The sequence below is a fragment of the Ralstonia sp. 25C genome (genome assembly GCF_051904805.1).
In the GTDB taxonomy this organism is placed as follows: domain Bacteria; phylum Pseudomonadota; class Gammaproteobacteria; order Burkholderiales; family Burkholderiaceae; genus Ralstonia.
In genome coordinates this window covers 234,886-259,077 of sequence record NZ_CP196738.1, presented here as the reverse complement: position 1 = coordinate 259,077, position 24,192 = coordinate 234,886, and the positions used below count along the sequence as shown (strand labels likewise).

The 24,192-nt window shown below is 64.9% G+C and carries 19 protein-coding genes; 7 read left to right on the top strand and 12 right to left on the bottom strand.

The genetic code is table 11. From position 1 onward, the window contains the following. Window positions 1-9 precede the first annotated feature (9 nt). The 3 genes from ACS7SF_RS19610 to ACS7SF_RS19600 all read right to left on the bottom strand — a co-directional run bounded on the left by ACS7SF_RS19610 (window position 10) and on the right by ACS7SF_RS19600 (window position 3,869). Window positions 10-1,002, bottom strand: coding sequence for a quinone oxidoreductase family protein (locus ACS7SF_RS19610; RefSeq protein ID WP_439893813.1), 993 nt, complete (start codon window positions 1,000-1,002; stop codon window positions 10-12). Window positions 1,003-1,138: 136 nt separating this feature from the next. After that, complete coding sequence (locus tag ACS7SF_RS19605; protein ID WP_439893812.1) at window positions 1,139-2,476, bottom strand: MFS transporter; 1,338 nt, start codon at window positions 2,474-2,476, stop codon at window positions 1,139-1,141. 337 nt (window positions 2,477-2,813) lie between these two features. Next, window positions 2,814-3,869, bottom strand: a complete 1,056-nt coding sequence (locus ACS7SF_RS19600; protein WP_439893811.1) for a 3-keto-5-aminohexanoate cleavage protein — start codon at window positions 3,867-3,869, stop codon at window positions 2,814-2,816. Between the two features lie 154 nt (window positions 3,870-4,023). On the opposite strand from ACS7SF_RS19600, the gene ACS7SF_RS19595 reads away from it, so the two are divergent. Then, window positions 4,024-5,088 carry an AraC family transcriptional regulator gene (locus tag ACS7SF_RS19595; protein WP_439893810.1) on the top strand — a complete coding sequence of 355 codons (1,065 nt, stop codon included), beginning with the start codon at window positions 4,024-4,026 and terminating at the stop codon, window positions 5,086-5,088. Here ACS7SF_RS19595 and ACS7SF_RS19590 read toward each other — a convergent pair. Further along, complete coding sequence (locus tag ACS7SF_RS19590) at window positions 5,043-6,305, bottom strand: MFS transporter (protein WP_439893809.1); 1,263 nt, start codon at window positions 6,303-6,305, stop codon at window positions 5,043-5,045. The two genes, ACS7SF_RS19595 and ACS7SF_RS19590, sit on opposite strands and share 46 nt — an antisense overlap. A 103-nt stretch (window positions 6,306-6,408) precedes the next feature. Then, the gene (gene cls / locus ACS7SF_RS19585; protein WP_439893808.1) at window positions 6,409-7,842 is read right to left on the bottom strand and encodes a cardiolipin synthase; all 1,434 of its coding nucleotides are present in this window, start codon (window positions 7,840-7,842) and stop codon (window positions 6,409-6,411) included. A gap of 187 nt (window positions 7,843-8,029) precedes the next feature. Here cls and ACS7SF_RS19580 point away from each other — a divergent pair, with 187 nt between their 5' ends. Further along, a complete protein-coding gene (locus ACS7SF_RS19580; RefSeq protein WP_439893807.1) occupies window positions 8,030-9,772 on the top strand; it encodes a phospholipase D-like domain-containing protein in 1,743 nt (580 codons plus the stop codon). Window positions 9,773-9,863: 91 nt separating this feature from the next. Here ACS7SF_RS19580 and ACS7SF_RS19575 read toward each other — a convergent pair whose 3' ends face one another. After that, on the bottom strand, window positions 9,864-10,004 hold the full coding sequence (locus tag ACS7SF_RS19575; RefSeq protein ID WP_426400003.1) for an entericidin A/B family lipoprotein: 141 nt from the start codon (window positions 10,002-10,004) through the stop codon (window positions 9,864-9,866). Window positions 10,005-10,308: 304 nt separating this feature from the next. On the opposite strand from ACS7SF_RS19575, the gene ACS7SF_RS19570 reads away from it, so the two are divergent. Beyond that, window positions 10,309-11,877, top strand: coding sequence for a methyl-accepting chemotaxis protein (locus ACS7SF_RS19570; RefSeq protein ID WP_439893806.1), 1,569 nt, complete (start codon window positions 10,309-10,311; stop codon window positions 11,875-11,877). A gap of 72 nt (window positions 11,878-11,949) precedes the next feature. Here the strand turns inward: ACS7SF_RS19570 and ACS7SF_RS19565 are convergent, their stop codons facing one another. Together ACS7SF_RS19565 and ACS7SF_RS19560 are read right to left on the bottom strand one after the other, a co-directional pair. Beyond that, window positions 11,950-13,377 carry an EAL domain-containing protein gene (locus tag ACS7SF_RS19565; RefSeq protein ID WP_439893805.1) on the bottom strand — a complete coding sequence of 476 codons (1,428 nt, stop codon included), beginning with the start codon at window positions 13,375-13,377 and terminating at the stop codon, window positions 11,950-11,952. 218 nt (window positions 13,378-13,595) lie between these two features. Beyond that, window positions 13,596-14,501, bottom strand: coding sequence for a flagellar brake protein (locus ACS7SF_RS19560; protein ID WP_439893804.1), 906 nt, complete (start codon window positions 14,499-14,501; stop codon window positions 13,596-13,598). 98 nt (window positions 14,502-14,599) lie between these two features. On the opposite strand from ACS7SF_RS19560, the gene ACS7SF_RS19555 reads away from it, so the two are divergent. After that, the gene (locus ACS7SF_RS19555) at window positions 14,600-15,112 is read left to right on the top strand and encodes a GtrA family protein (protein ID WP_439893803.1); all 513 of its coding nucleotides are present in this window, start codon (window positions 14,600-14,602) and stop codon (window positions 15,110-15,112) included. 10 nt (window positions 15,113-15,122) lie between these two features. Here ACS7SF_RS19555 and ACS7SF_RS19550 read toward each other — a convergent pair whose 3' ends face one another. Then, complete coding sequence (locus ACS7SF_RS19550) at window positions 15,123-15,593, bottom strand: hypothetical protein (protein ID WP_439893802.1); 471 nt, start codon at window positions 15,591-15,593, stop codon at window positions 15,123-15,125. 658 nt (window positions 15,594-16,251) lie between these two features. Here ACS7SF_RS19550 and ACS7SF_RS19545 point away from each other — a divergent pair. Beyond that, on the top strand, window positions 16,252-17,598 hold the full coding sequence (locus ACS7SF_RS19545) for a diguanylate cyclase domain-containing protein (protein WP_439893801.1): 1,347 nt from the start codon (window positions 16,252-16,254) through the stop codon (window positions 17,596-17,598). A gap of 39 nt (window positions 17,599-17,637) precedes the next feature. Here ACS7SF_RS19545 and ACS7SF_RS19540 read toward each other — a convergent pair whose 3' ends face one another. The 3 genes from ACS7SF_RS19540 to ACS7SF_RS19530 form a co-directional block, all read right to left on the bottom strand. Then, window positions 17,638-18,975, bottom strand: coding sequence for a GGDEF domain-containing protein (locus ACS7SF_RS19540; RefSeq protein ID WP_439893800.1), 1,338 nt, complete (start codon window positions 18,973-18,975; stop codon window positions 17,638-17,640). Window positions 18,976-19,041: 66 nt separating this feature from the next. Continuing rightward, window positions 19,042-19,794 carry a substrate-binding periplasmic protein gene (locus ACS7SF_RS19535; protein WP_439893799.1) on the bottom strand — a complete coding sequence of 251 codons (753 nt, stop codon included), beginning with the start codon at window positions 19,792-19,794 and terminating at the stop codon, window positions 19,042-19,044. Between the two features lie 304 nt (window positions 19,795-20,098). Beyond that, window positions 20,099-21,121 carry a helix-turn-helix domain-containing protein gene (locus ACS7SF_RS19530; RefSeq protein ID WP_439893798.1) on the bottom strand — a complete coding sequence of 341 codons (1,023 nt, stop codon included), beginning with the start codon at window positions 21,119-21,121 and terminating at the stop codon, window positions 20,099-20,101. 221 nt (window positions 21,122-21,342) lie between these two features. Between ACS7SF_RS19530 and eat the strand changes: the two genes are divergently transcribed. Together eat and ACS7SF_RS19520 are read left to right on the top strand one after the other, a co-directional pair. Further along, the gene (gene eat / locus ACS7SF_RS19525; protein WP_439893797.1) at window positions 21,343-22,734 is read left to right on the top strand and encodes an ethanolamine permease; all 1,392 of its coding nucleotides are present in this window, start codon (window positions 21,343-21,345) and stop codon (window positions 22,732-22,734) included. 53 nt (window positions 22,735-22,787) lie between these two features. Then, complete coding sequence (locus ACS7SF_RS19520) at window positions 22,788-24,131, top strand: haloacid dehalogenase-like hydrolase (RefSeq protein ID WP_439893796.1); 1,344 nt, start codon at window positions 22,788-22,790, stop codon at window positions 24,129-24,131. Window positions 24,132-24,192 lie beyond the last annotated feature (61 nt).

Genomic DNA, 24,192 nt, shown 5'->3' with positions numbered 1-24,192 from the left:
GGCGGTGCCTCAGATGACGAAGACGGACGAGCCCGTCGTCTTGCGTGCTTCCAGATCGCGGTGGGCCTGCACGGCGTCTTGCAATGCGTAGCGCTGGTGGATTTCGATGCGGATGCGGCCGGCGGCGACGTGGTCGAACAGCTCGTCGGCAAGCTCCGCCTTTTCGGCTGGATCGGCGATGTAATCCGCCAGCGCTGGGCGCGTCATATACAGCGAGCCCTTCATCGCCAGCACTTGCGGATTGAACGGCGGGATCGGCCCCGATGCCGTGCCCACGCACACCATCAGCCCGCGCCGCTTGAGCGAATCGAGCGACGCATCAAAGGTGGCCTTACCCACGCTGTCGAACACCACGTTCACGCCTACGCCGTCGGTCAGTTCGCGCACGCGCTTGGCGACACGATTGTCGTCACCCCCGTGCGCGTAGTTGATGACGTGGTCGCAGCCGTGCGCACGGGCGATATCGGCCTTGGCTTCGCTCGACACCGTGCCGATTACCGTCAGCCCGAGCAACTTGGCCCATTGCGAGACGATCAGCCCCACGCCACCCGCCGCTGCGTGCAGCAGGATCGTGTTGCCCTTGGCAAACGGGTAGATGCGGCGCAGCAGGTAGGCGGAGGTCAGGCCGCGCATGGTCATGGCGGCGGCGGTTTCGCAGGCGATGGCGTCTGGCAGTTTGATGAGCGGCGCAGCCGGGATCAGGCGCTCGGTGCTGTAGGCGCCCAGCGTGTTGACGAAGCCGGTGTACGTCACGCGGTCGCCTTCGGCAACGTTCATCACGCCGTCGCCCACGGCTTCGACAATGCCTGCCGCTTCAACGCCCATGCCGGCGGGCAGCGGCACCGGATACAGGCCCGAGCGGAAATACGTATCGGCAAAGTTCAGGCCGACGGCCTCGTGGCGCAGGCGGACTTGGCCGGGGCCGGGGCGGCCGACTTCGACGGTCTCGCAACGCAAGACTTCGGGGCCGCCGGTTTCGTGAAAGCGGACTGTGGTTGCCATGGGTGTCTCCAGTGTTTCAGCAATGTTTTGGGTGCGCGCTGCCCGCACGGCTCGCTGGGCGAGTCGCAGTCAAAGCGGGAGAGGGATGCGGGTGCCTTGCCGGGCGGCGCGCGTAAAAGAAAGGGGGATCAGGCGGTCATGCAGATGCCACCGCAGGAGGACCTGCCACCGGCGCCGCATCCATCGGCACATGGGCGACGCGCTTGAGTTCGGCCTCGTAACTACGCGCGGCGAGCAGGAAGCAGGCCGCCGCCACGACACCAAAGAGCGGCATCACCGCCAGCGCGGTCTGCAAGCCCCACGCATCGGACAGGGCACCGCCCACGAACGGGCCGATCGCCAGGCCAAACAGGTTCTGGAACAGCGAGAGCAGTGCCGCGCCCGTCGAACGCACACCCGGATGGATGACGTCGAACACCACGCTGGACGCCGGCGCCACCGTGCACGTCATCAAGAACCCGCCGAGCGCGATCAGCAGGAACTGCTGGCTCGCAGGCATGGCGGAGCCGAACGCGGTCATGAACACGAACACGGTCACGATGGCCAGCCCAGCCACCGTAATCAACCGGTTGCGCTGCCGGCGCGCCGCCACCACGTCTGCCACAACGCCCCATACGAATGCGCCCAGCGCGCCACACAGCACGACCAGCGCGGCTTGCATGGCGGCGTGCTCCGGCGCGGTGCCGTGGTAGCGGTTCAGGTAGCTCGGCAGCCACGACCAGATGGTCGACACCACGATCAACTGGAAGGCTGCACCCAGGCATGTCCACCACAGCGTGCGCGAGCTGCTGATGGCCGTCACCACGCGCTGCACGAGCGTGCTGCCGTGCTGCCGCGCTTGGGCATCGTTGGGTGCCATCGCCACGGTCTTGTAGTCCGGCACGAACACGTAGAGCAGCGCCAGCACCAGCCCCGGCACGCCCACCACGCCAAAGGCCGCCTGCCAGCCCCAGCGCGCGGCAATCACGCCGCCCAGCAACACGCCCAGCACGGAGCCCACAGAGGCCGCTGCAAAGAAGGCGCCCATCAACGTGGCACGCAGGCGCCGGGGAAAGAGGCTGGCGATGAGCGCCGCGCCCACCGAGCCATAACCGGTTTCGCCCACGCCCACCATGGCCCGCGCCGCAAAGAGCTGCGCATAGTTGCGCGTGAACATGCAGGAGATCGTCGCCAGGCTCCACACCGTCGCCATGATGACGATGCTCTTGACGCGGCTGAAGCGGTCGGCCAGCAGCGCCACCGGCAGCCCGCCCACCGCCACCACGATGGAGATGACGGACACCAGCGCGCCCAGTTGCTTGTCCGACAGCGCCCAGGCCGTCTTCAGATGCGGGAATAGCGACACGATGACTTGCCGGTCGATGTAATCGAACAGCATCAGTGCAAAGGTCATCGCAAAGGCAAACCACGCCTGGGGGCGGCTGACGAGGTAGTCGTCGTGGTCTGTGCGCGGGTCGGCGGCGTGCAGATTCATGGTGGTCTCCGAGTGGCGGCGCTTGCGTTGAGCGCCGCCTGTGTTGGCCCGGTGATATTGCGGCTAGGGCCTGTTCCCATATGGAACGTGCGCACGCAATGGGAATTTGAGCCGCATGGCGTCGTTGCGGCCAGCTTGCTTAGCCGGCTAAGCGGCGCTGTCCACGCCTAGCCCTGCGGCTCAAATTCCCATTGCCCTCCGGGTTGACCCGAGCAGGGGCCATCTGCTTTGTCGGCGCGCCTTGCAAAGGGAACGACCCTTTGCGGCGGCGTCCTTCGCGCATCTGGCCCCTGCTCGGGTCAACGTGCGTACGTTGCATATGCGAACAGGCCCTAGTTTAGGCCGCGCGCAGCGGCAGGTTCTTCACGTTCGGCGCGCGGTTGGGGGCCATGCCATTTTTGGCCAGCGTTTCCTCGGCACTGTCGTACCAGGTGCCGATCCGGTAGATCTGGCGCGCCTCCTTGCCACTGGCGATTTCGCGGCCGAGTTCCTTGGCCACGCGCACGCATTGCTCGATCTGCTGCACGGAGGTCATGCGGTTGCCGTGCTGGTCGATGATGGTGTCTTCAATGCCGCAGCGCGGGTGCAGGCCCATGGCCATGGCCATCATGTTGAAGGGCAGCACGTTCTTGAGCAGCGACTCTGCCGTCAGCGTGCAGCCGTCCGGCGCGCGGTGGATGAAGTTGAAGAAGTTGAACGGGTTGGGGCCATCAAAACCACCGCCAATGCCGATCCACGTGAGATTGAGCGGGCCCTTGTAGAGGCCCTTGCGCACCAGGCGCTCCAGCGTCTCCATTGCGTGGATGCCGGTGAGCTGGAAGTGCGGCTGCACGCCGGCGGCCTGCAGGCGGCGCAGGTGTTCTTCCAGCCATTGCGGGCCGGCCGGCACGGTCATCTCGCGGTAGGCCTGCTGCAGCGCGGGGTGAGACAGTGAGGTGCCTTCCAGATACTCCGGATACAGCAGCTCCATGATGTTCATCTGCGTGGTGTTGATGGCCACGGTCACTTGGTCGGGCGTTGGCGTCAGGTCAGCCAGCATGTGGCGCGTGTCGTCCGACAGCCACTTGGCGGCCTGGCCTTCATCTTCGGGCGCAAACGAAATCGAGCCGCCCACCTGGATGATCATGTCGGGCACCGCCGCACGTACACCGGCAATCAGCTCGTTGAATTTGGACAGCCGCTTGGACCCCTTGCCGTCCAGTTCACGCACGTGCAGGTGCAGCACGGTGGCGCCGGCGTTGTAGCAATCCACGGCTTTCTGCACCTGTTCTTCCATGGTGACGGGAATGTCTTCCGGAAAATCCTCCGGCATCCATTCCGGGCCGTAAGGTGCGGCGGTGATGACCACCTTGTCCTGGTTTTCGGGGTGCAGGGAATCGTCGAGGAATTGCATGGGTTGTCTCCGCTAGGGATGTCTCGGGTGGACTTCACTATAGGGAAGCAGTAGCTTTCAATTTCTCAGTTGGTGCCAAGTTTTTCTCTTTTGGCGCCATTCCGTGTAAACACCAACCCGTCACCAACCTGCCGGAACAGCCAACGGAACCCCCATGGAAACGATGGTGCGTGCGCGCTCGCTCAATGGCTACTTCCAGGTGGTGCGGCGGCTCGGGTTCAACCCGCAGGAGGCGTTGCGGCAGGTGGGGCTGGACCCTGCCAAGCTGACCGACCCGGAGCAGCCCGTGCCCGTGGTGGCGACCTGCCAGTTGATGGAGATCACCGCCAGCAGCGCACCGTGCCCGACGCTGGGCCTGCAGATGGCCGAAGCGCGCCCGGAGCTGGACTTCGGCGTGCTGGGCCTGCTGCTGGGCCATAAGCGCACGTTGCGCGAGGCGCTGCAGGCCATCATCCAGTACCGCCATCTGCTGAATGAGGCGCTGGCGATCTATCTGGAATCCGATGGCGACATGGTCGTCATCCGCGAAGAGGTCATCACCGAGACCCCCGTGCCGTTGCGCCAAGCCAATGAATTGGCCGTGGGCGTGTTGGCCCGCACGTGCAGCGCGCTGCTGGGCGCGCACTGGAAACCGCGCAGCATCCATTTCACGCATGCCGCCCCGGGCGATCTCGGCCTGCACCGGCGCGTGTTCGGTTGCCCGATCGTGTTCGACAGCGACTTCAACGGCATCGTCTGCGCAGCGGCCGATCTGGAGATTCCGAACCCCGCTGCAGACCCGGCCCTGGTGCGCTATGCGGAGAGCCTGGCCGAGCCGCTCAACGTATCGGGCCCCGGCGTGACGGTGCAGGAGGTGCGGCGCGCGGTGTATCTGCTGTTGCCGCTGGAGCGGGCTTCCGTGGAGCAGGTCGCGGAGCACCTGCATCTGAGCGTGCGTACGCTGCAGCGGCAGCTGGAGGCCGCAGGCGCCACGTTCTCCGAGCTGGTGGAGGAGGTGCGGCACAACCTCGCCATTCGCTACATGGCGAATCCGACCTACCGGATCGGGCGGGTAGCGGCACTGCTGGGCTATACGCGGCAGGCGTCGTTCACGCGCTGGTTCATCGCGCACTTCGGCATGACGCCGCGCGCGTGGCGCGATGCGCAGCGCTCTGACAGTGCGGGCGATGCCGCTCAGGCCGGTTCGAGCCCCGCCGACGCATCCTCCGCACGCGGCTGACGCGCGAGCCGAACTGCCGGCGACTGGAGAATGCACAACAACTGCAGCGCAAAGCCGGCCAGCGCCATCAGCAGGCACGCACCCATACCCGCCTGCGCCGCAAGCCATGCCGCCAAGGCAGCACCTACCGGCCGTGCACCGTACGACATGACGTTCACCGCGGATACGCGCGCCAGCAACGCGGGCGGCGTGACTGTCTGGCGCAGCGTGGTCGTGCTGACTACCCACAGGATCGGCCCACACCCCAGCATGAAGAACCCCGCGTGGGCGAGCGCCGGCCACGGTTGCCAGAGCGTCGCTGCCAGCAACGCACCGCCGGCCAGCCCGCACACGGGGCCGGTCGCCACCACATGGCCAAAGCGCCAGCGCGCCAGGATGCTCGGAGCGAGCAGTGCGCCGATCACCATGCCTGCACCGTACATGCCGAGCGTGAGCCCGATGGCCTGCGCCGACAGCCCAAGCTGGTGCGCCGCATACGGCACGAATACAGCGAGCACCATGAAAAAGGACATCGTGAAGAGGCACTGCGTGATGAACACCGGCCGCAACAGCGGATGACGGAACACGAAGCGCGCACCCTCGGCAATGTCGCGCAGCGGATGCGTCGCATGCCGTGCGGCAGCCGTGGGTGAGGGCACACCCGTCAGCAGCGCTGCTGCACCCACGGATAGCGCCGCGGCCAGCACGAAGGCCGTCATGGCGCCGGTCCAGCCGATGAGCGCGCCGCCGATGGCCGGACCACAGGCAAACGCCACGGTACGTGCCAGTTCGATGCGCCCGTTGGCACGCGAGAGCATCGTCGGTGGCACGAGCGACGGCACCAACGCCGGTGCCGCCACGCTGAACACCACCGTGCCGCATACCGCCACGAAGCCCAGCACCACCAGTGCCGTCAGATTCAGTTGGCCGGCGAGCAGTAGCCCTGCCACCCCGAACAGTGCCGCTGCACGCACCGCTTCAGCCCCGGCCATCAACGTGCGTTTGGGCCAACGGTCCGCCAGCATGCCGACGGGAATGGCAAACAGCACGAACGGCAGCGTGAGCGCCACCTGCAGCCAGCTCGCCGTGCTGGCATCGGCATGCAGGGTGAGCACAGCCACCATCGGCATGGCCGCCAGCGCGATCTGTTCGGCGGATTGGGCGGCAAGGTTGGATCCTGCCAGCCGGTTGAAGCCGGCGGGCAGGCGGTTGACCGATGAGTCAAAGGGGGCGGGCATCGCACGTCTCCTAGTCCTGAAAGTGTTGGCCTTCAGGTTAGGGACGGCGATGCGGTGGTGCGCTCCGCTTCTTGCGGGCGAATTCGCAAATTTGGAAAAGCGGCTACAGAATCGGCGCGAACAATTTGGCCACGTGCATGATCACGCGGCGCAGCGGGTGTGCGCGTTCGTATTCGTCTCGGCCGATGCGCGTGGCGTGTGCGAAGTCGGCGTCGAGCATTTGCGCCACGTCGTTGGCGAAGCGCTGGTCGGCCGTGACGACCATCAACTCGAAATTCAGGCGGAAGGAGCGGTTGTCCAGATTCGCGCTGCCGACAGCGGCGGCATCGTCGTCGATCAGCACCACCTTCTGGTGCAGGAAACCGGGCAGGTAGCGGTAGATCTTCACGCCGGCGCGGATGGCCTGGTGGGCATACAGCGTGGAGGCCAGGAAAACCACGCGGTGGTCCGGGCGTGATGGGATCAGGATGCGGACGTCCACGCCGCGCAGCACCGCCAGGCGCAGCGCCGCAAACACCGCCTCGTCGGGAATGAAGTACGGCGTGGTGATCCACAGCCGGTGGCGCGCGGACTGGATGGCCTCCATGAAGAACAGCGAGCAGGTTTCCTGCTTGTCGGCGGGGCCGCTGGCCACCACCTGGCAGACCATGTCTTCGTCGGGACGTAGCTCGGGCACGATCAGTTGCGGCACTTCATGCGCGGCCCAGTACCAGTCTTCGGCAAAGGTGAGTTGCAGGTCCATCACCGCTGCGCCAACGATCTCGATATGCGTGTCGCGCCACGGAGCCAGCGGCGGTTTCTCGCCCAGGTATTCGTTGCCGACGTTATGGCCGCCCACGTAGGCGCGTTCGCCATCCACCACCACCAGCTTGCGGTGGTTGCGGAAGTTGAGCTGGAAGCGGTTGACGAAACCCGCGTGCGTGGAGAACGGCTTGGCGTGCACGCCGCCGTCGGTCAGGCGTTGCACATAGTGGCGCGGCAGGGCGTGGCAGCCGATGGCGTCGAACAGGAAGTACACGCGCACGCCGGCACGCGCCCGTTCGAGCAGCGCGTCGGCCAGGCGGCGGCCGAGCGTGTCGTCATGCACGATGAAGAACTGCACGATCAGCACCCGTTTGGCCTGCGCGATGGCCGCGAAGATGGCCTCGAAGGTCTCCGCGCCGTTGACCAGCAGACGCACGCGGTTGCGCGACAGGCACGGCATGCCGGTCAGCCGGGGCAGCGCCTGCATGCACGCGTGGTGCGGCTCGACGACGGAGGATTCGTGATCGCGCAGGCGCCGCCAGTCGTCCGACAGCGTGATCTCGCGCATGCGGGCATTGTTGAAGCGCCGCGCATCCACGTAACCGGCAAAGGTGCTGCGCCCGAAAATCAAATATGGGATCAGCGTGAATTCTGGCAGCGTGACGAGCGAGATGGCCCAGGCAATGGCCCCCTGGGAGGTCCGCACGGTCAGCACGGCGTGCATGGCGGCCAGCACGCCCACGCAGTGCACAAGAAACAGAAAGGTGGCGAATGTGGTGGTTTGGGTCAGCATCAGGGGGCAAGGAGGACATGCCACGGGGCATTTTGACACGCCTGAGGTGGCGTCGGATAAACACGGAGTCGCGTCGTCGCGCCGCCGGCGTAGCGCTGGGAGCGCCTGTGCCACCGACAGGCACGCGGCATGCTGATGTGCAGTTACCGTCCTGTCGATCATCCGTAGCACAACGCGACACACCAACATGCAAGGGCGCCCGCTGATCTTCCGCACGTTTCTACGCGTCTGGCTGACCTGCCTGACGGCGCTGCTGCTGGGTGGCTGCGCCAGCCTGCCCGAGCACGTCGAGCGGCCGGTCACGACAGCGCTTTCGGGGGCGGAATCGACGACTGCACTGGGGCGTTTGGCGCAGGCGAAGGCCCCCTCCGGGGACGTGTCGGGTTTCCGGCTGATCCCCTCCGGTGAAGAGGCCTATGCCACCTTGCTCACGCTGGCCGACCGTGCTGAACGTACCCTGGATCTGCAGTACTTCATCATCGAAAGCGACAACGCCGTGCGCGAGCTGATGCGCCACGTGCTGGCCGCCGCCGAACGCGGGGTGCGCGTGCGCATGCTCGTCGACGACCTGCACAGCGATGGGCGCGATCTGGCGTTCCTGAAGTTCTCGTCGCACAAGAACATCGACGTGCGGCTGTTCAACCCGTTTCCGGGTGGGCGCATGTCGAACCTCACGCGGTACTTGAGCGGCGCCGCCGAGTTCCGCCGCGTCAACCGGCGCATGCACAACAAGGCCTTCATTGCCGACAACGCATTGGCCGTGACAGGCGGGCGCAACCTGGGCGCCGAATATTTCACGCAAGACAAGACGACCAACTTTGTCGACCTGGATGTGTTGGCGGCGGGGCCGGCTGTGCGGCAGTTGTCTTCCGCGTTCGATGCGTATTGGAACAGCGAGTTTGCCTACCCCGTGCAGGCATTGGCGCCCAAGCCCAGCGACGCTCACCCCCCCGAGCAGAAGGACGGTAACTATCCGCCCCCTGTATCGATGCCTGCCCGCCCGGAAGCGCCATTGCGCCGCATTGAGGTGCCGACTGCGCCGATTGCGGCGATGGACATGAGCTCCGCATCCGGCCCGCAGGCTCCGGCCCGGCAGATCACCGACCCCGAGCAGCAGCGCCTGCGCAACCAGACCGACCTCGCCAGCACCACGCCAGTCGACCCATTGCCGCTGCGTCCCGCACCGCGCGACTGGTTCCTCGCCGACCAGATCGCGCGCGGCCGCCTGAGTCTGGAATGGGCGCCAGCCAAGGTCATCGTTGACCGCCCCGCCAAGGTGTCTGGTGACGACATCGAGCCCGGCGGTGAGCGCCTCGCCCGCACATTGATGCGTGTCGTGGACGAGGCCCAGCGCGAGGTAATTTTGATCTCGCCATACTTTGTGCCCGGCAAGCGGGGCGTGGAGGTGGCCAAGGGCCTGCATGATCGAGGCGTGCGCCTGCGCGTGCTGACCAACTCCCTGGCGGCCACCGACGCGCCCATCGTGCACGTGGGCTATGCGAAATACCGTGGAACGCTTATCGATAGCGGCGCTGAACTGTATGAGCTGCGCCCTACGCTTGGCGAGCGTCCGAAAGTGGTCGGCAGCTTTCGGTCAGCGCAGGCGAGTCTGCACGTGAAGTCCGTCATCGTGGACCGGAGCACGCTCTTTGTCGGCTCCATGAACATTGACCCGCGCTCGATTGCGCTGAATACGGAAACGGGGCTGGTAATTCGCAGCCCGGTGCTGGCGCAGGCCGTCGCCCGGCTGTTTGATGATTCGCTGAGGGAAAGCGCGTATCGCGTGACAAAGGCGGACGATGGCCAATTGCGCTGGATCACGTATGAGAACGGCAAGGAAGTCGTCGTCGACCACGAGCCCGATGTCGGCTTCGGCCTCCGAACGTGGATTCAGATGCTGGCGCCGTTCACGCCAGAGGAGTTGCTGTAAGGATTCCGCCCAAAGAAAAACGCCGCGAATTGCGGCGTTCTTCCCCTCCAGCCGGGAGGCCCGAGCAAGGGGCGCCCCGGCCTTCGTGTCATTACATCTTCTGCTTGGTGCTGTCGGCTGCGTTTTCGAGCTTCTGGCCACCGGTCTGGATGTCCTTGCCCATGCCTGCCATCGTGTTGCAACCCGCCAGAACGGCGCAGCCCAGGGCCAGCAGTGCAATCAGTTTCTTCATCTTGATCCCCTTGTGAGCAGTGTGCGGCCCGTTGAGTGAGCGGCACGATTTCGCATGATTGCCACCGAGTAGGTGGCGCAACCCGCATTTTAGTGTCCCCCCAGTTGAGGGGGTGCGCCTGACGCATCTTTTTTACACTCTTGCATATCACTTGCGGCGTATCCCGGACATTCAGTGCCTGGGCTCCATTTCTCTCCTGGCTTGCCGATAGCACTCTTCGGGAGTGAACCGGGTGCCAGACGAGCGGTGCATTGCAAGCGAACCAGACAACGCCAGACGGCCCAACCAAGCGGGGGATAGACCTATGTGGAAGTGGATGGATACAAGCATTCGAACGCGACTGACGATTCTGGTGGCCGCGTTTGCCGTGATGATTGCAGTGGTGGGCGCCGCAGGCATCGCCACCGGTCGGGCAACCAACGCCGACCTACGCGCCGTGTACCTGGAAGACGCCAAAGGGCTGGACCTGCTGGCCAAGGACACGATCAACCTGCTGTGGGCACGCATTCACCTGACGAACTTCGATTCGGTCTCGTCACCCGAGGAACTCAAGAAGCTGCTGACGGACGCGCACACCATGGTCAAGTCGGCCAACGATGCGTGGGCCGAATTCATGAAGCTGCCGGTGCCCGAAGCCGATCGCGCCCAATTGCAGGCCGCCGACGCTGCGCGCACAAAATTCGTCAAGACCGCGCTGGAGCCGGCCATCGCCGCGCTTGAACGCAGTGACCTCACCACGTACCGAGACTTGAACACCACCCAGGTGCCGCAGCTCTTTGTCGTCTATGACACGGCGCTTGGGCCGCTGGTCAAGGCGCGCTTCGCCTATGGCCAGGCGCGTTTTGATCACTCGCAATCGCGCTACGCTATGAGCATCTGGGTGTCAGGTGGTTTGCTGGCGGCAGCGCTGTTGTTGTCGGTGGTGGCGCGTGGGGTGCTGGGCCGCACGGTGGTGCGTCCGCTGGAACGTGCCATCCACGTGTTCGAGCGCATGGCTTCAGGCGACCTCGCCACGCGCGTGGAAGGCCAGACCACCGCAGGCCGTCGTGATGAAACCGCGCGCCTGATGCACGCCGTGGCCTCCATGCAGACAAGCCTGCAGCGGATCATCGGCCAAGTGCGCACGGGCTCGGATTCGATCGCCAGCGCCACCAAGCAGATCGCCGCCGGCAATGCGGATCTGTCGCAGCGCACGGAACAGCAGGCCAGCTCGCTGGAAGAAACCGCATCCAGCATGGAAGAGCTGACCAGCATCGTGAAGCAGAACGCCGATAACGCGCGTCAGGCCAGCACGCTGGCCGTCAATGCATCGGACATCGCGGTCAAGGGCGGCGAGGTCGTTGGCCGCGTGGTGGACACCATGGCCGGCATTAACGAGAGCAGCAAGAAGATCGCCGACATCATCGGCGTGATCGAGGGCATTGCGTTCCAGACGAACATCCTCGCGCTCAATGCGGCTGTTGAAGCCGCGCGTGCGGGCGAGCAAGGCCGGGGCTTTGCCGTGGTGGCAGGCGAAGTGCGCAGCCTGGCGCAGCGTAGTGCCACGGCCGCCAAGGAGATCAAGGAACTGATCGGCGACTCGGTGGGCCGTGTGCAGAACGGTTCGACGCTGGTTGCCGAGGCCGGCGCGGTGATTGAGGAAGTCGTGACCGCCGTCAAGCGCGTGACCGACATCATGGGCGAGATTTCGGCCGCATCGGAAGAGCAGAGCAGCGGCATCGAGCAGGTCAACCAGGCCGTCACGCAGATGGATCAGGTCACGCAGCAGAACGCCGCACTGGTCGAGCAGGCCGCGGCTGCGGCGGAATCGCTGGAGGAGCAGGCGGAGGCGCTGCGCGGCGCGGTGGCGGTGTTCCGCGTCGAACACGCATAAGCACGCATAAGCGGCCGGTATAGGAGTCCAAGACGCGACGCCCTTCCATGCCTGGGGAAGGGCGTTTGTTTTTTACGGCAGCAGGTCGCGTGCGCGTTCGGCAATCACGCCTTGCGTGTCGTCGATCCAGCGTGCCGGGAAGGGCTGTGATAGCAGATAGCCCTGGATGACATCGCAGCGGCAAGCGCGCAGGGCTTGGAGCTGCGCGGCGGTTTCTACGCGCGTAGCCGTAACGGACACGCCGACGGCATGGGCGGCGGCCACCAGGCGCTGCAGCGTGCCGTGGCTGTGTGCGTCTGCTACCGCGCCGACCACGCCCTGGTCGAGCTTGACCTGGTCGGGGCGAAAGGTCTCCAGGCAATCCAGGCTGTGCTCGGTGGCGCCAAAGTCTTCGACCGCCACGCGCGCACCGCATGCGTGGAGCGCTTCAATGGCCTGGCGCGCGGCACCGTTGGCCTGTTGCAGCGTATGTTCCGACACCTCGAAGACGATGCGCTCCGGCGGCACGGCATGGCGTGCCGCAATATCGCGCACCACCTCGCTCAGCTGTGGGTCCAGCAGCTGTGCCACCGACAGGTTGACCGCCGCATGGACGCTCGGTTGATGCCGCGTGCCGCCGCGCCCAGCGCGCTCGGCTTCTTCGCGCTGCAGGCCGGCCAGCATTTGCGCGGCGTTGTCGAGCACCCAGCGGCCCACCTCGCGGATGTCGCCGGTCTGTTCGAGAATCGGCAGAAAATCTGCCGGTGCCACGCCACCGAGTTCGGGTGAAATCCAGCGCAGCAGGAATTCATAGCCGACGATCCGGCCATCGGCCAGGCTCAACTGTGGCTGCAGGTTCAGGCTGAACTGGCGGCGTGCCAGCGCGTGGCGCAGTTGCGCAGCCAAGCGCGGCCGCTCGGCGACGGCATCGTTTGCCTCGGCAGCCGACACGGGGGCGTCGGCATTTGGCATGGCGGGGGCGGGCGCATAGACGGCCGGGCTCTGCTCGCCGCCGTGCTGCACGTGATAGAGCGCGCGGTCGGCCTGGTCAATCAGTCGGGCAGGGTCGGCCGGCGTGCTGTCAAACAGGGTCATGCCGATGCTGCATGAGCAGACCAGCTCATAGCCATGCGCAATGAACGGACGCGTCAACGCAGCGGAAATGCGCCGCGCGAGGTCGTGCACGGCTTGTGCCGAGGTGAATCCGGCCGAGGCAATCGCAAAGGTTTCGTGACCAACGCGCCCAACGAAGGGGGCCGTGGCATCGACGCCGGCATCGCACAACGCTTTGAGCCGCGCCGCACACTCGACAAGGATCGCCCGGGCAGCCAGCGGGCCCAGCGTGGTGGTCGCCTCGGCAAAGTGGTCAAAGCCGATTAGCAACAACGCGCCAGTGCCATCCGGCTGCGCGGGCTGCATGGGCCGAGGCAGCGCGGCCAGCCACCGGATGAATCGTTCGCGGTCCGGCAACCCGGAGATAGGGTCCAGACCCGATGGCGCGACGGACGTGGCGCGACTCATAAATGGAGATCGTCCTGCAAATACCTGTGAAACGGAAATGCGTCGGTTCGCGCGGGTCATTCAATTGTGTCGAGTTGTCACGACGAACCTGCGGGCATCATAAGCCGAAATTCCGCTTGCCGGGCCGTTGCCCGGCGCATTGTCGCGGGAATCGTACGGGCGTTTTTTATGTTTAGAGTAAATTACATCTGATAAAAATATTGCGAATATCACTGGTTTTACGCCATGCGCTGGCCACCCCACAGCAATTGCTCGTAAATAAAACACTGCAGCAGCATCCGTTGTGAAGCCCCTAATTCGATGAACTCCACGCCGTACTGATACGCGTTGGGCAGGTCGGCCGGCTTTTCGCTGCGGATCAGCGCGGCTGCCACCAGCTCGGAGTGGTAGTCGCGGGTTTTCACGCGAAACCGCAGGCGCGCGGGCGCACCGCTCAGTTCCAGCCGATGGGCCGAGCGGAACGACGCGCCCGTGGTGCTGATGTCGGAGATATGGATCATGCGCGGCGGCTCGCCGCTCACCAGCATCTTGCCGACCACGTTTGCCCGTACGCGCAGCGACTTGCGCAGCGCGCGGCTTTTAATGCGCCGCGGCGCTGACAAGACGACGTATTCAAACGGGATGCGGCAGACGGCCATCACCGTGCATTCAAAGCTGGCAATGCCCTCGCCCGAGAAGGCGTGGATCTCCAGCAGCTCGTCTTTGACCGGCATGACGGCGCGGCCACCGTCGGCCGGCATGGTAATGAGCAGATGGCGCTGCGGGCTATAGCCCATTACGCGCGCGGCGCCCTTGCTTTGCCCGGCGCCGGCCGTCAGGCGCACGGTCAGCATGCCGCCCGGGCGCAGGCCAAGCTGTTCCATGGCGATGGAGCGCTCGCTCTCCGGGTCCTCCGCCATGTCGGGGAACAGCGTATTCGGGAACTGCGTGTTAGCGAATGGCGAAGCGCTGCCAGGCGTGCCGTCGGCCTGCCGGTGTGGCCGGTGCAGGGTGAAGAGCAGGTCGATCTCCTCCGGCGAGTGGATGACGTCGCCTTTGGGGACGAGCAATTGCCCGTCGGCGTCGAGCATCGGCCACGGCAGGGGGATCGCTAGCGGAATGTCGAGAGGTTGGAGTTCGAGCATGTCAATGGAGCGCCCACAGCGGCGCGGGTGCCCACGTGCTTATACGGCAAAATGTTGCCCAACTTTAAACGGGCACGGGAGTTGCGCACCTTGCGGCCATGACTCAGCGCAATTTTGATTCTCAGGCAGGTGGGCCGAACCTCGCGCCCGCGCAGCGTTTCTGGGCTGTGGCGGCGCAGTTCTCCCGCTATGTCGTGATCGGCTTCGGTGCCACGCTGGCGCACTACGTGGTGCTGTTCGGGCTGGTGCAGGCGGGCGTTTCGCCTTGGCGGGCGTCGGTGGCCGGCAGCGTGATCGGCGCCACGCTCAACTACATCATCAGCCGGCAGGCGGTGTTTAACAGCACGCGCGGCCACTTTGGCGCGATGGTGCGGTTTGGGCTGGTCGCGTTTCTGGCGCTGGGTTGCAATGCGACCATCATGGCGATTTGCCTGTCGCTTGGGCTGTATTACCTGCTCGCGCAGGTGTTTGCCTCGGCCATCACCGCGGTCTTCAATTTTCTGGTGCACCGGCATTGGACGTTCCGCGACGCCGCGGCCATCGGGGCGCCCACTGAGCCGCAGCCGGCCATCGTACCGAAGCGGCCGGCATGTGGCAGGCGCGGGCGCTAGTCGCTCGTCCTTAGTGTCCCCGGGCGGTGGCGCGCAGGCCTGAGGCGGCGTCGGTCGGGAACGTCACCTCGGCCAGGCCATCGGCAGAGCGCGTCTGGCCATCGTCGCGCAAGCGCTCCACGATCAAGTGCACGTCGATGATGTCGGCCATGCCAGCGGCCTCCAGCGAGACGAGTGCGGCAAGCTGCGCAATCGCAAACGTGTCCGCGAGCAGGGGCGTGTCGTCGTGCAGGTCGCCGCTGGGGCGCATGCGCGGAGCGGCCTCGCCAGCATGTGCGGGATGCTGCGCCGTCTCGCGGGCGCGGTAGGCGAAATAGGCGTCGGCAAAGTGCACGCGGTGTGCGTCAAAGACACGTATGGCGGCGGTCAGCGCATCGTCGATCCAGGTCGGATCGATGGGCTCGCTCCCCTCGGGCAGCCCTGCCAGCTTCAGCGCATAGCGGTGCGTCTCGGTGCCCGGGGCGACAAAACTCAATTCCATACAACCTCCTACAACCGCAGGCGTCGCGTGGCGCCCGGCGGCTCGCTGTGTTGACTCGTCCCCCCGGAGCGATATCAGTCATAGTAGCGGAGCCCGTGCCGGTGTGATGGCCGTTTCGTTCTTCTGGATGAGTCTGGCAGCATCCACTGCCTATGCAGGCATCCGCAATGTGGAGGTGCCGGCGCTTGCCTCAAGCAAACGTATGCATCAGGCCACGAACCGTAAAACCTAGCCGAAAGGCTGACTGTCGCGGTGTAGACGTAGGTGTACAGTTATCCGATGTCCGGCGTAGCCGGGCGGCTGTCGGCCACCGGCAGCGAAACGCAGACGGGAATGACGCGGGGCGCGTTTCCCTCGCGTCGACTTCAAGCACGAGGGGCCAGAACGAGCGTCTGACCCGTGTCCCCTCGCGGGAAGGGATTGCCCCGTTAACTCACGGCTTCTATAGTCCGCCTCGAATTCGTGCACATGGATTGTGTACGACAGGTCTGCCAGCCGCCGGCTGAACGCGCAGACCACGAGACCGGTTACGGGGATCCACGTCGAGCATCACCGCGCTTGCCCAACGCGAACCATTGCTTTTCAGGCAGTGGCGGGCGGGCCGATGTCGTCATATCCGTTGCTCCCCGGGACTGCCGCATTCGCGAAGTGCATCGCCATGCTTGAGGACCACCATTTGTATAAGGCTGCGATCGAACATTCGCCGATTGGGATCGGCCTGTGCGCGCCTGAGGGTCGCTTCCTCGACGTGAACCGGGCGCTGTGTGCGCTGACGGGGCACGAAGCACAGGCGCTACGCGCTCGCGATCTCTTTGATCTGTGCCACCCCGATCACGCCCAGCGCACGCGCGACGGCATCGGCGCCTTACTTGCCGGCCACCGTGAGTCACTCTCGCTTGAAACCCGCTTTGTGCGCCAGGATGGCAGCACCGTGTGGGTCCAAGCCGACGTGGCGCTGGCGCATGAGGATGCTGGCGACGCCAAGCACCTCGTTGTGCAGGTGCAGGACGTGACTGCGCGGCGTCTGGCGATCGAATCGCTGCGTGCGTCGGAGCAGCGGCTGGCCTATGTGCTGGATGGTGCGGGCCTGGGCACGTTCGACTGGTCCACGCGGGCGCGGCATGTGTCGTTCAATCGCCGTACTGCCGATATGCTCGGCTACGATCCGGCCGATCTGCCGAACGATCCGGACGGCTGGTTTTCCATGGTGCACCCGCAAGACGCGACGACGAGCGCGCGACGCATCTATCGCCATCTGCGTGGCGATGCCGACAGTTTTGAAGTGGAACAGCGCATGCGCGCCGGCCATGGCCAGTGGATCTGGGTGGCGGCGCGTGGCCGTGTGACCGAGCGCGATGCCCTTGGCATGGCCACCCGCGTGAGCGGCACACTGCTCGACGTCACACAGCGCCGTGCCGCGCTCGACAAGGCGCACCACTTGGCGCTGCATGATCCGCTGACTGACCTGCCCAACGCGCGCTTGCTGCGCGATCGGCTGTTCGTCGCCATCCAGGCGGCACGCCGTGCGCGTGCGCAGGTGGCCGTGGTCTTTGTCGACCTGGATCGCTTCAAGCCCGTCAACGATGAATATGGCCACGGCGTGGGCGACCTCGTTCTCAAGGCCACCGCGATGCGCCTGCGCAGCGGCCTGCGTGCGTCCGACACGGTGGCGCGCCTGGGCGGCGATGAGTTCGTCGCCGTCCTCACGCATTGCGCTACGCGTGAAGACGTTGCCCAGACCGTCGAGCGCCTGATCGAGCAATTGCAGACCCCGTTCCGGGTGGAGGGGCATGTGCTGTCGCTGGGCGTGAGTGCCGGCGTGGCGCTGTATCCGACCGATGGTCGCGATGCCCAGACGCTGATCCGCAATGCCGACGCAGCGATGTATGAAGTCAAGCGTGCCGGCGGCAATGGCTTTGGTTTCCATGCCTCGCTCAACTACGAGCGCCTGATGGGCATGCGATCGCGCGATCGCGATTTCGACGGCGAGGCGGACGCGCACTGATCCGTCGCCGCCCTTGGCGGGCAAGGGGGGGCAGCCAGATCAGTCCCCGAGCGGTTCGTTCTCGCGCGTGGCGTGTGCGCCGTGCAGGGCGAACTCCACGCGATCGCGGCCGTTTTTCTTGCTTCGGTACAGGGCTGCGTCTGCGCGCGAGATCATGCCGTGGATGGTGTCCTCATCCTGCATGCAGGTCACGCCAAGGCTCGCCGTCATCCGGCCGATCAGGCGAAAATCGTGCTCCCCGATCGCCTTGCGCAAGCATTGCGCATAGCCCATGACGTTTTCCGGCCCGGCATTGGGGCAGATCAGCAGAAACTCTTCACCTCCCCACCGGCCGACCGTATCGGTTGGCCGCTTCACGTGCACGATGCGGCTGGCGACTTCCACCAGCACTTGGTCGCCCACCTGATGCCCATGGGTGTCATTGATGGATTTGAAGCGATCCACATCCATCAGGATGATGGCCAGCGGGATGCCATCGCGCAGGCAGCGCTCCAGCTCGTGGGTGAGCACGGCATCCAGGCACCGCCGGTTGAACACGCCGGTGAGCTGATCAGTCATGGAGAGCGTTTCCAGCTGCCGGTTTTTTTCGACCAGCTCCGCCTGGGTAGCCTGAAGCTGCGCGAAGGCCTCGTTAGTGATGCGGATGGCCTCGCGCGCCGTCATTTCGGCTTCCGTGCGCTGCGCGATGATGTGCTTGAGCTTGCGCAGGACTTGGTTGAAACCGTCGATGACGCTGTCGAACTCCGTGCGGCCCGACTTGGGGAGCTCTTCCAGATGGTCACCCTGGGAGGAGGCGAGATTGAACAGCGCGCGCTGCAGATGCGCCAGCGGCCGGAACACCATGCGGAGCCCGAAGGTCAGCAGCAGCACCAGCGCCACATCCATGGCGACAACCTCCGTGATGCCCTGGATCATGGCGGCGCGCAGGGCGTGGCGCATGGGGTCTCGGGTGAGATAGAGCACCGCTTTGCCGATCGGCTGTTTTCTACGCTGCGGGTCGATGCCGGCGGGTGGGTAGATGTCCACCTCGCTGATCACCTCATGCGGGCCGGGAGCGACGCACGTTGCGGTGGACGGCGCGGGCGCACGGGCACCGGTCGCATTGCGATGGACAGCGGTATAGGTTTCCTCCCGATCGGCAGACAGCGCGCACACCTGGACCACCTCCGGATGCACGAGCGCGGATTCCAGCTTGGTCCGCATGATGTCGACGGTCAGTGCCCAGACCGGTTCGGCCAGGCTCTGCCCGAGGCTGTCCAGGATGTCCGTGCGGAGTTGCTCGAAGCGCTGATCCAGATCGCGTTGTCGCTGCCACTGCCGATGGATGGCGAACGCCCCTAAAGTCGTTGTCGTGACAACGATGAAGAGCGCGATCATCCTGTTCCGGATCGATTGAACAGGGGACAGCGGGCGCATGAGTGTGTGGGTCGGCTGGCTGCGCGATTACTCGTCCGCCGCCTTGTCGAACAGTTGGCGGAATCGGGCGAGCTCGGGGTGCGATTCTTCGTATTTCTTGCTGAACCCCACGTGCACGGTCTCGCTTTTGACAGTCAGGATCCGCTTGGACTTGTAGCGCATCCGCTCGGGAATGCCCTGGGCCTCCAGCGTGACCAGCGCCTCGTTGATGACGATGCTCGGGTTGACCACGCAGTCGATCTCGCCCACCAGCATCTTCTTGACGAGATCCTGAAACTCCTGGCCTTCGACAATGCTGATCTTGCCGGCCGTTGCCATCTCGAAGAAGCGCGGGCCGGGCGCCAGGTAGCCGCGCTGGTTGCCGAACCGGAGGCCGGCAAAGTCGTCGGGGTAGGTGTTGAGCGTGCGCCCTCGCACGGAATCCCGGTTGCAGTGCACGGCAACGTCCTCGGTGTAGATCGACTTGGAATGATTCAGGAACGGGCGCTCCTGCGGGCGGTAGTACACGCCGAGCACGCCGGCGCTGTTGCCGTTCTTGGCTTCTTCCACGGCGCGCGCCCAGGGCACGAAGCGGATCTCCACCTTGTATCCCGGAATCCGCTTGAGCACGCGCATCAGGTTTTCGACATAGGCGCCCTTGGGCGTGCCGTGGTCTTCATAGGAGAGTGGCCGTTGCCCGGCCTCGGAGTAGATCAGGATGGACGTTTGCGCCAGAGCAAGCGCGGGCGCCCCGAAGGCGCACAGTGCGCAGAAGACCCAGGATGGGCGCAAGAGATGCATGGCGTCAGGTGGCGCTGAAGAGAATGCAATGCCCGGTCTACGTGGCGGCGTCGTACCCGCCGAACTGGCGCAGTGTGAGCTCCAGTACAGGTAATCGGCAATCTAGACGAGTGGTTTAGCCCCTCTGAAGAGTGGACGGCTGGCACGGCGCTGTACGGCGTGTGTCGGTGCGGGTGCCGATGATGGGGCGATTGTTTATTGGGCAGGCTTTCTCCAAGCTTGCATGCTGGTCCAACAATGAAAAAGGGTTTGCAGGAACGTGCTGCAAACCCTTTATGTTCCGGTGCGGGCAGGGCGCTTGGCGTCAGCAGCGCATCCTTGCCCGTACTGCGGCCGAAGGGGTTTCGCCGAAGAGCTTCTTGTAATCGCACGAGAACTGGCTGAAGTTGACGAAACCCCAGGCCGCCGCAATGTCGCCGATGGCATGTCTGCCGCTGCCTTCGCATAGCGCACGCCGCACGCCGTTCAGGCGCAGCGCCCGCAGGTAGGTCATGGGGCTGATGCCAAGGACATCTTCGAAGCAGTATTGCAGCGTGCGCCGGCTGACATGGACCGCCTCGCACAGCATCGGTACGGTGACCGGGCATTTCTGCTGTGCCATCGCGTACTCGCACGCGTTGTTGACGATGCGCATCCGGCGCTGGAAGTTGGCGCTGGCCTCGGCTTCGATCTCGCCGCTGTCCAGCAGCGCCAGCAGCGACACCAGCACCGCTTCCTGGCGCAACTGCAGCGCTGGGTTGCCGGGGGTGTCTTGCATGCCGCCGGCCACCTGCAGCAGGTCGGCGATATGGCGGCGGCAGGTGTCCAGCGCATCATGTTCGACATTCAGCAATTCGGCCTGGCCGAGTTTGCCCCAATCCACTTCGCAGCCCAGACGGGTGGCGGTGGCCAGCAGCGCGTTGCGCTGCACAACGATGCCGTAGATCTCATGCTGGTCTGGCGTGACCAGTTCGAACTCGCCGCCGCCCGGACGCGTCATCACCGCATCGGCGCCGACTTGGCGGCCGTTGATGCGCATGCCTGCCGCGTACGCTTCGATGCCGAACCAGAGTGCATCTGACCATACCCGGCAGGACTGGCGGATGGCGCGGCTGGTGCTTTCACGGAAGATCTGCACGCCCGCGCTTTGCCATTCGTCCAGCACGCCTTCAAAGGCGCCGCAGGCAATCTGGTCGTAGCGCTGCTCCCAGTTGGTCAGGTTGTGGGCGTGTTCATCCACATCGTGCGCGATGACGGTGCGCAGCGCCCGCTTTGTGTGCGGCTGTGCCAAGTTTGCGCGCGCGGGGAAGCCGGCTGTTGCAGTTTGGAGCAGTTGGGCCTCGGACATGTGAGTGACTCCCGGTGTTGCGCGGCGGCTAGGCCCATGACAGGTTTGCCGAATTTCAATAACGCCGCCAAGACCACCGTGCATATATTTGTGCCGATGGCGCAGCGCTTGGTCTCTCATGCAAGCGCTATGCCCGCAGGCTTTGACCCTGCGTTCAGGCCATCAGCGCCGCAGCGTGCGGCACATGCATATCGCGCCTATCGCGCCAATAGGAGAGCCCCATGGATGCCAGCTCATCCGGCCATGACCACGTCTTGAAGCCGGTTTTGAATACCCTGCAGCTTTGGGGGATCGCAGTCGGCCTAGTGGTTTCGGGCGAATACTTCGGCTGGAGTTACGGCTGGGCCAGCGCCGGTACGCTCGGCTTTACGGTCACCGCGTTGTTCATCGCGGCGATGTACACCACGTTCATCTTCAGCTTCACGGAACTGACGACCTCCATTCCGCATGCAGGCGGCCCGTTCGCCTACAGCAAGCGCGCGTTCGGCCCGATAGGCGGCTATCTGGCCGGGGCGGCTACGCTGATCGAGTTCGTGTTTGCGCCACCGGCGATTGCGCTGGCCATTGGCGCCTACCTCAACGTGCAGTTTCCCGCCCTCGATCTCAAGCTGGCCGCGCTGGGCGCCTACCTGGTGTTCATGACGCTCAACATCGTGGGCGTGCAGATCGCCGCCACCTTCGAGCTGTGCGTGACGCTGCTGGCCATCTTTGAGCTGCTGGTGTTCATGGGGGTGGTCTCGCCCGGATTCTCGATGGCGAATTTCATCAAGGGCGGCTGGTCGGGCAGCGACAGCTTCAGCCTGGCGGCGGTACCCGGCATGTTCGCCGCGATCCCGTTCGCTATCTGGTTTTTTCTCGCCATCGAAGGCGTGGCGATGGCGGCGGAGGAAGCAAAGGATCCGAAGCGGTCGATTCCTATCGCTTACATCACCGGCATCCTGACGTTGGTCGTGCTGGCCGTCGGCGTGATGCTGTTCGCGGGCGGCGCGGGGGATTGGACCAAGCTCGCCAACATCAACGACCCGTTGCCGCAGGCCATGAAGCTGATCGTTGGTGCCAATAGCAACTGGCTGCACATGCTGGTATGGCTGGGTCTGTTCGGGCTGGTGGCGTCCTTCCACGGCATCATCCTCGGCTACTCGCGCCAGATCTTCGCCCTGGCGCGGGAAGGCTATCTGCCGACGTATTTTGCGCGGGTGCATCCGCGCTTCAAGACGCCACACCGCGCCATCATTGCCGGCGGCATCGTCGGGATCGCCGCGATCTACAGCGATGAGCTGATCACCATCGGCGGCCAGACGCTGACGGCCAACATCGTCACCATGTCGGTGTTCGGCGCCATCCTGATGTACATCCTCTCGATGCTGAGCCTGTTCAAGCTGCGCCGTGCCGAGGCTGGCCTGGCGCGTCCGTTTCGCGCGCCGTTGTACCCGTACTTTCCTGCCTTCGCGCTGTTCGGTGCGTTGGTGTGCATGGCCACGATGATCTACTACAACCCGCTGATCTTCGGCATCTTCCTGGCCTTGCTGGCGCTGGGTTATGCCTGGTTCCTGGCCACCGCGCGCCGCCGCGCTGAGCGCGATGCGACGGTCGGCGCGATCTCCGGCCGTTGAATGGTTTCTTTCCCTAACTGACGCAATCCACCCACTCGACGAGAGCGACCATCATGAACAACAGCGACAAGACGCCTGCCGTGCAGGACCTTCACGACAGGCCGCAAGCCGGTGCCGGTGGGCTGGCGCGCCGCGGCTTCCTGGGCGGACTGGTGGCGGCTGCAGCCGGCGGCGCGTTGGCACCGGCGCTCGGCCATGCCGCCACGAAGAAGACAGCCATTGGCCTGGACCGTGCCAAGTGGGCACCGCGCAATCACGAGATGGTGGCGCAGATGATCGCCGCGCATGGCAACACCGCGCCCGGCTACAAGGCGGGCAAGCGCCCCTACGCCGTGTTCGACTGGGACAACACCAGCATCATGAACGACTGCGAGGAAGCGCTGTTGATGCATCAGATCAACACGCTTGCCTTCAAGCTCACGCCGGCGGAGTTCGCCGCCATCATCCGCCAGAACGTGCCGCCGGGCCCGTTCAGCAAGGACTTCAAGAACGCCGCCGGCAACGTGGTCGACCTCGATTCGATCTGTGCCGACCTCGACGCCGACTACGCTTTCCTGCACGCCAACTACAAGGGCATGGCCGGCAGCAAGCCGCTGGCGGAGATCACCTCCACGGTGGAGTTCCAGGACTTCCGCGCCAAGCTCTACTACCTGTATGAGGCGGTCAACGACACCCACGGCGTGAGTGTCGGCTACCCCTGGGTGATCTACTTCTTCGCCAACATGAGCGAGGCTGAGGTCAGCGCGTTGGCCGAGGCCTCTAACGATGCCGCACTGGGCGCGGCGTTGAACAAGGTCAAGTACACCAGCCCGGCCGACCGTCCGGGCAAGGCCGGGGTGGTCAGCGTCACGCATTTCCATGGCATCCGGCTGTGCACGGAGATCGGCGGCATGATGGATACGCTGCGCAGCAACGGCATCGACGTCTATGTCTGCACCGCGTCGCTCGAAGATGTGGTGGCGGTGTTCGCCACCCATCCCAAATATGGCTACAACGTGGCGCGCGAGAACATCATCGGGCTGCGCCTGGAGCGCAGCGGCGGGGTCTACCGCAACGCCTATCTCAAGGACTGGCCGCTGACCTGGGGCCCAGGCAAGTCGGTCGCCATCAAGCAGGAAATTGTGACGAAGAAGGGCTATGGCCCGGTGTTTGTGGCCGGCGATAGCGATGGCGACTACGACATGTTGCGCGACTTCCCGGAGACGCAGTACGGTTTGATCGTCAATCGCATGAAGAGCGGCAAGATTGGCGAGCTGTCCAAACTGGCGGCTGAGCAGATTCCTTCGTCCAAGCCGCGCTTCCTGTTGCAGGGGCGCCAGGAGTCGACCGGCAACTGGCTGCCGGTGGAAACCAGCATCAAGTATGGCAAGACGGCACCGCAATTGCTGAACACCTGAGGGTGCACGGTCCTACGGTCTGGTGAGCAGCCACCGGACCGTGCTGAAAACGGAGAACGAG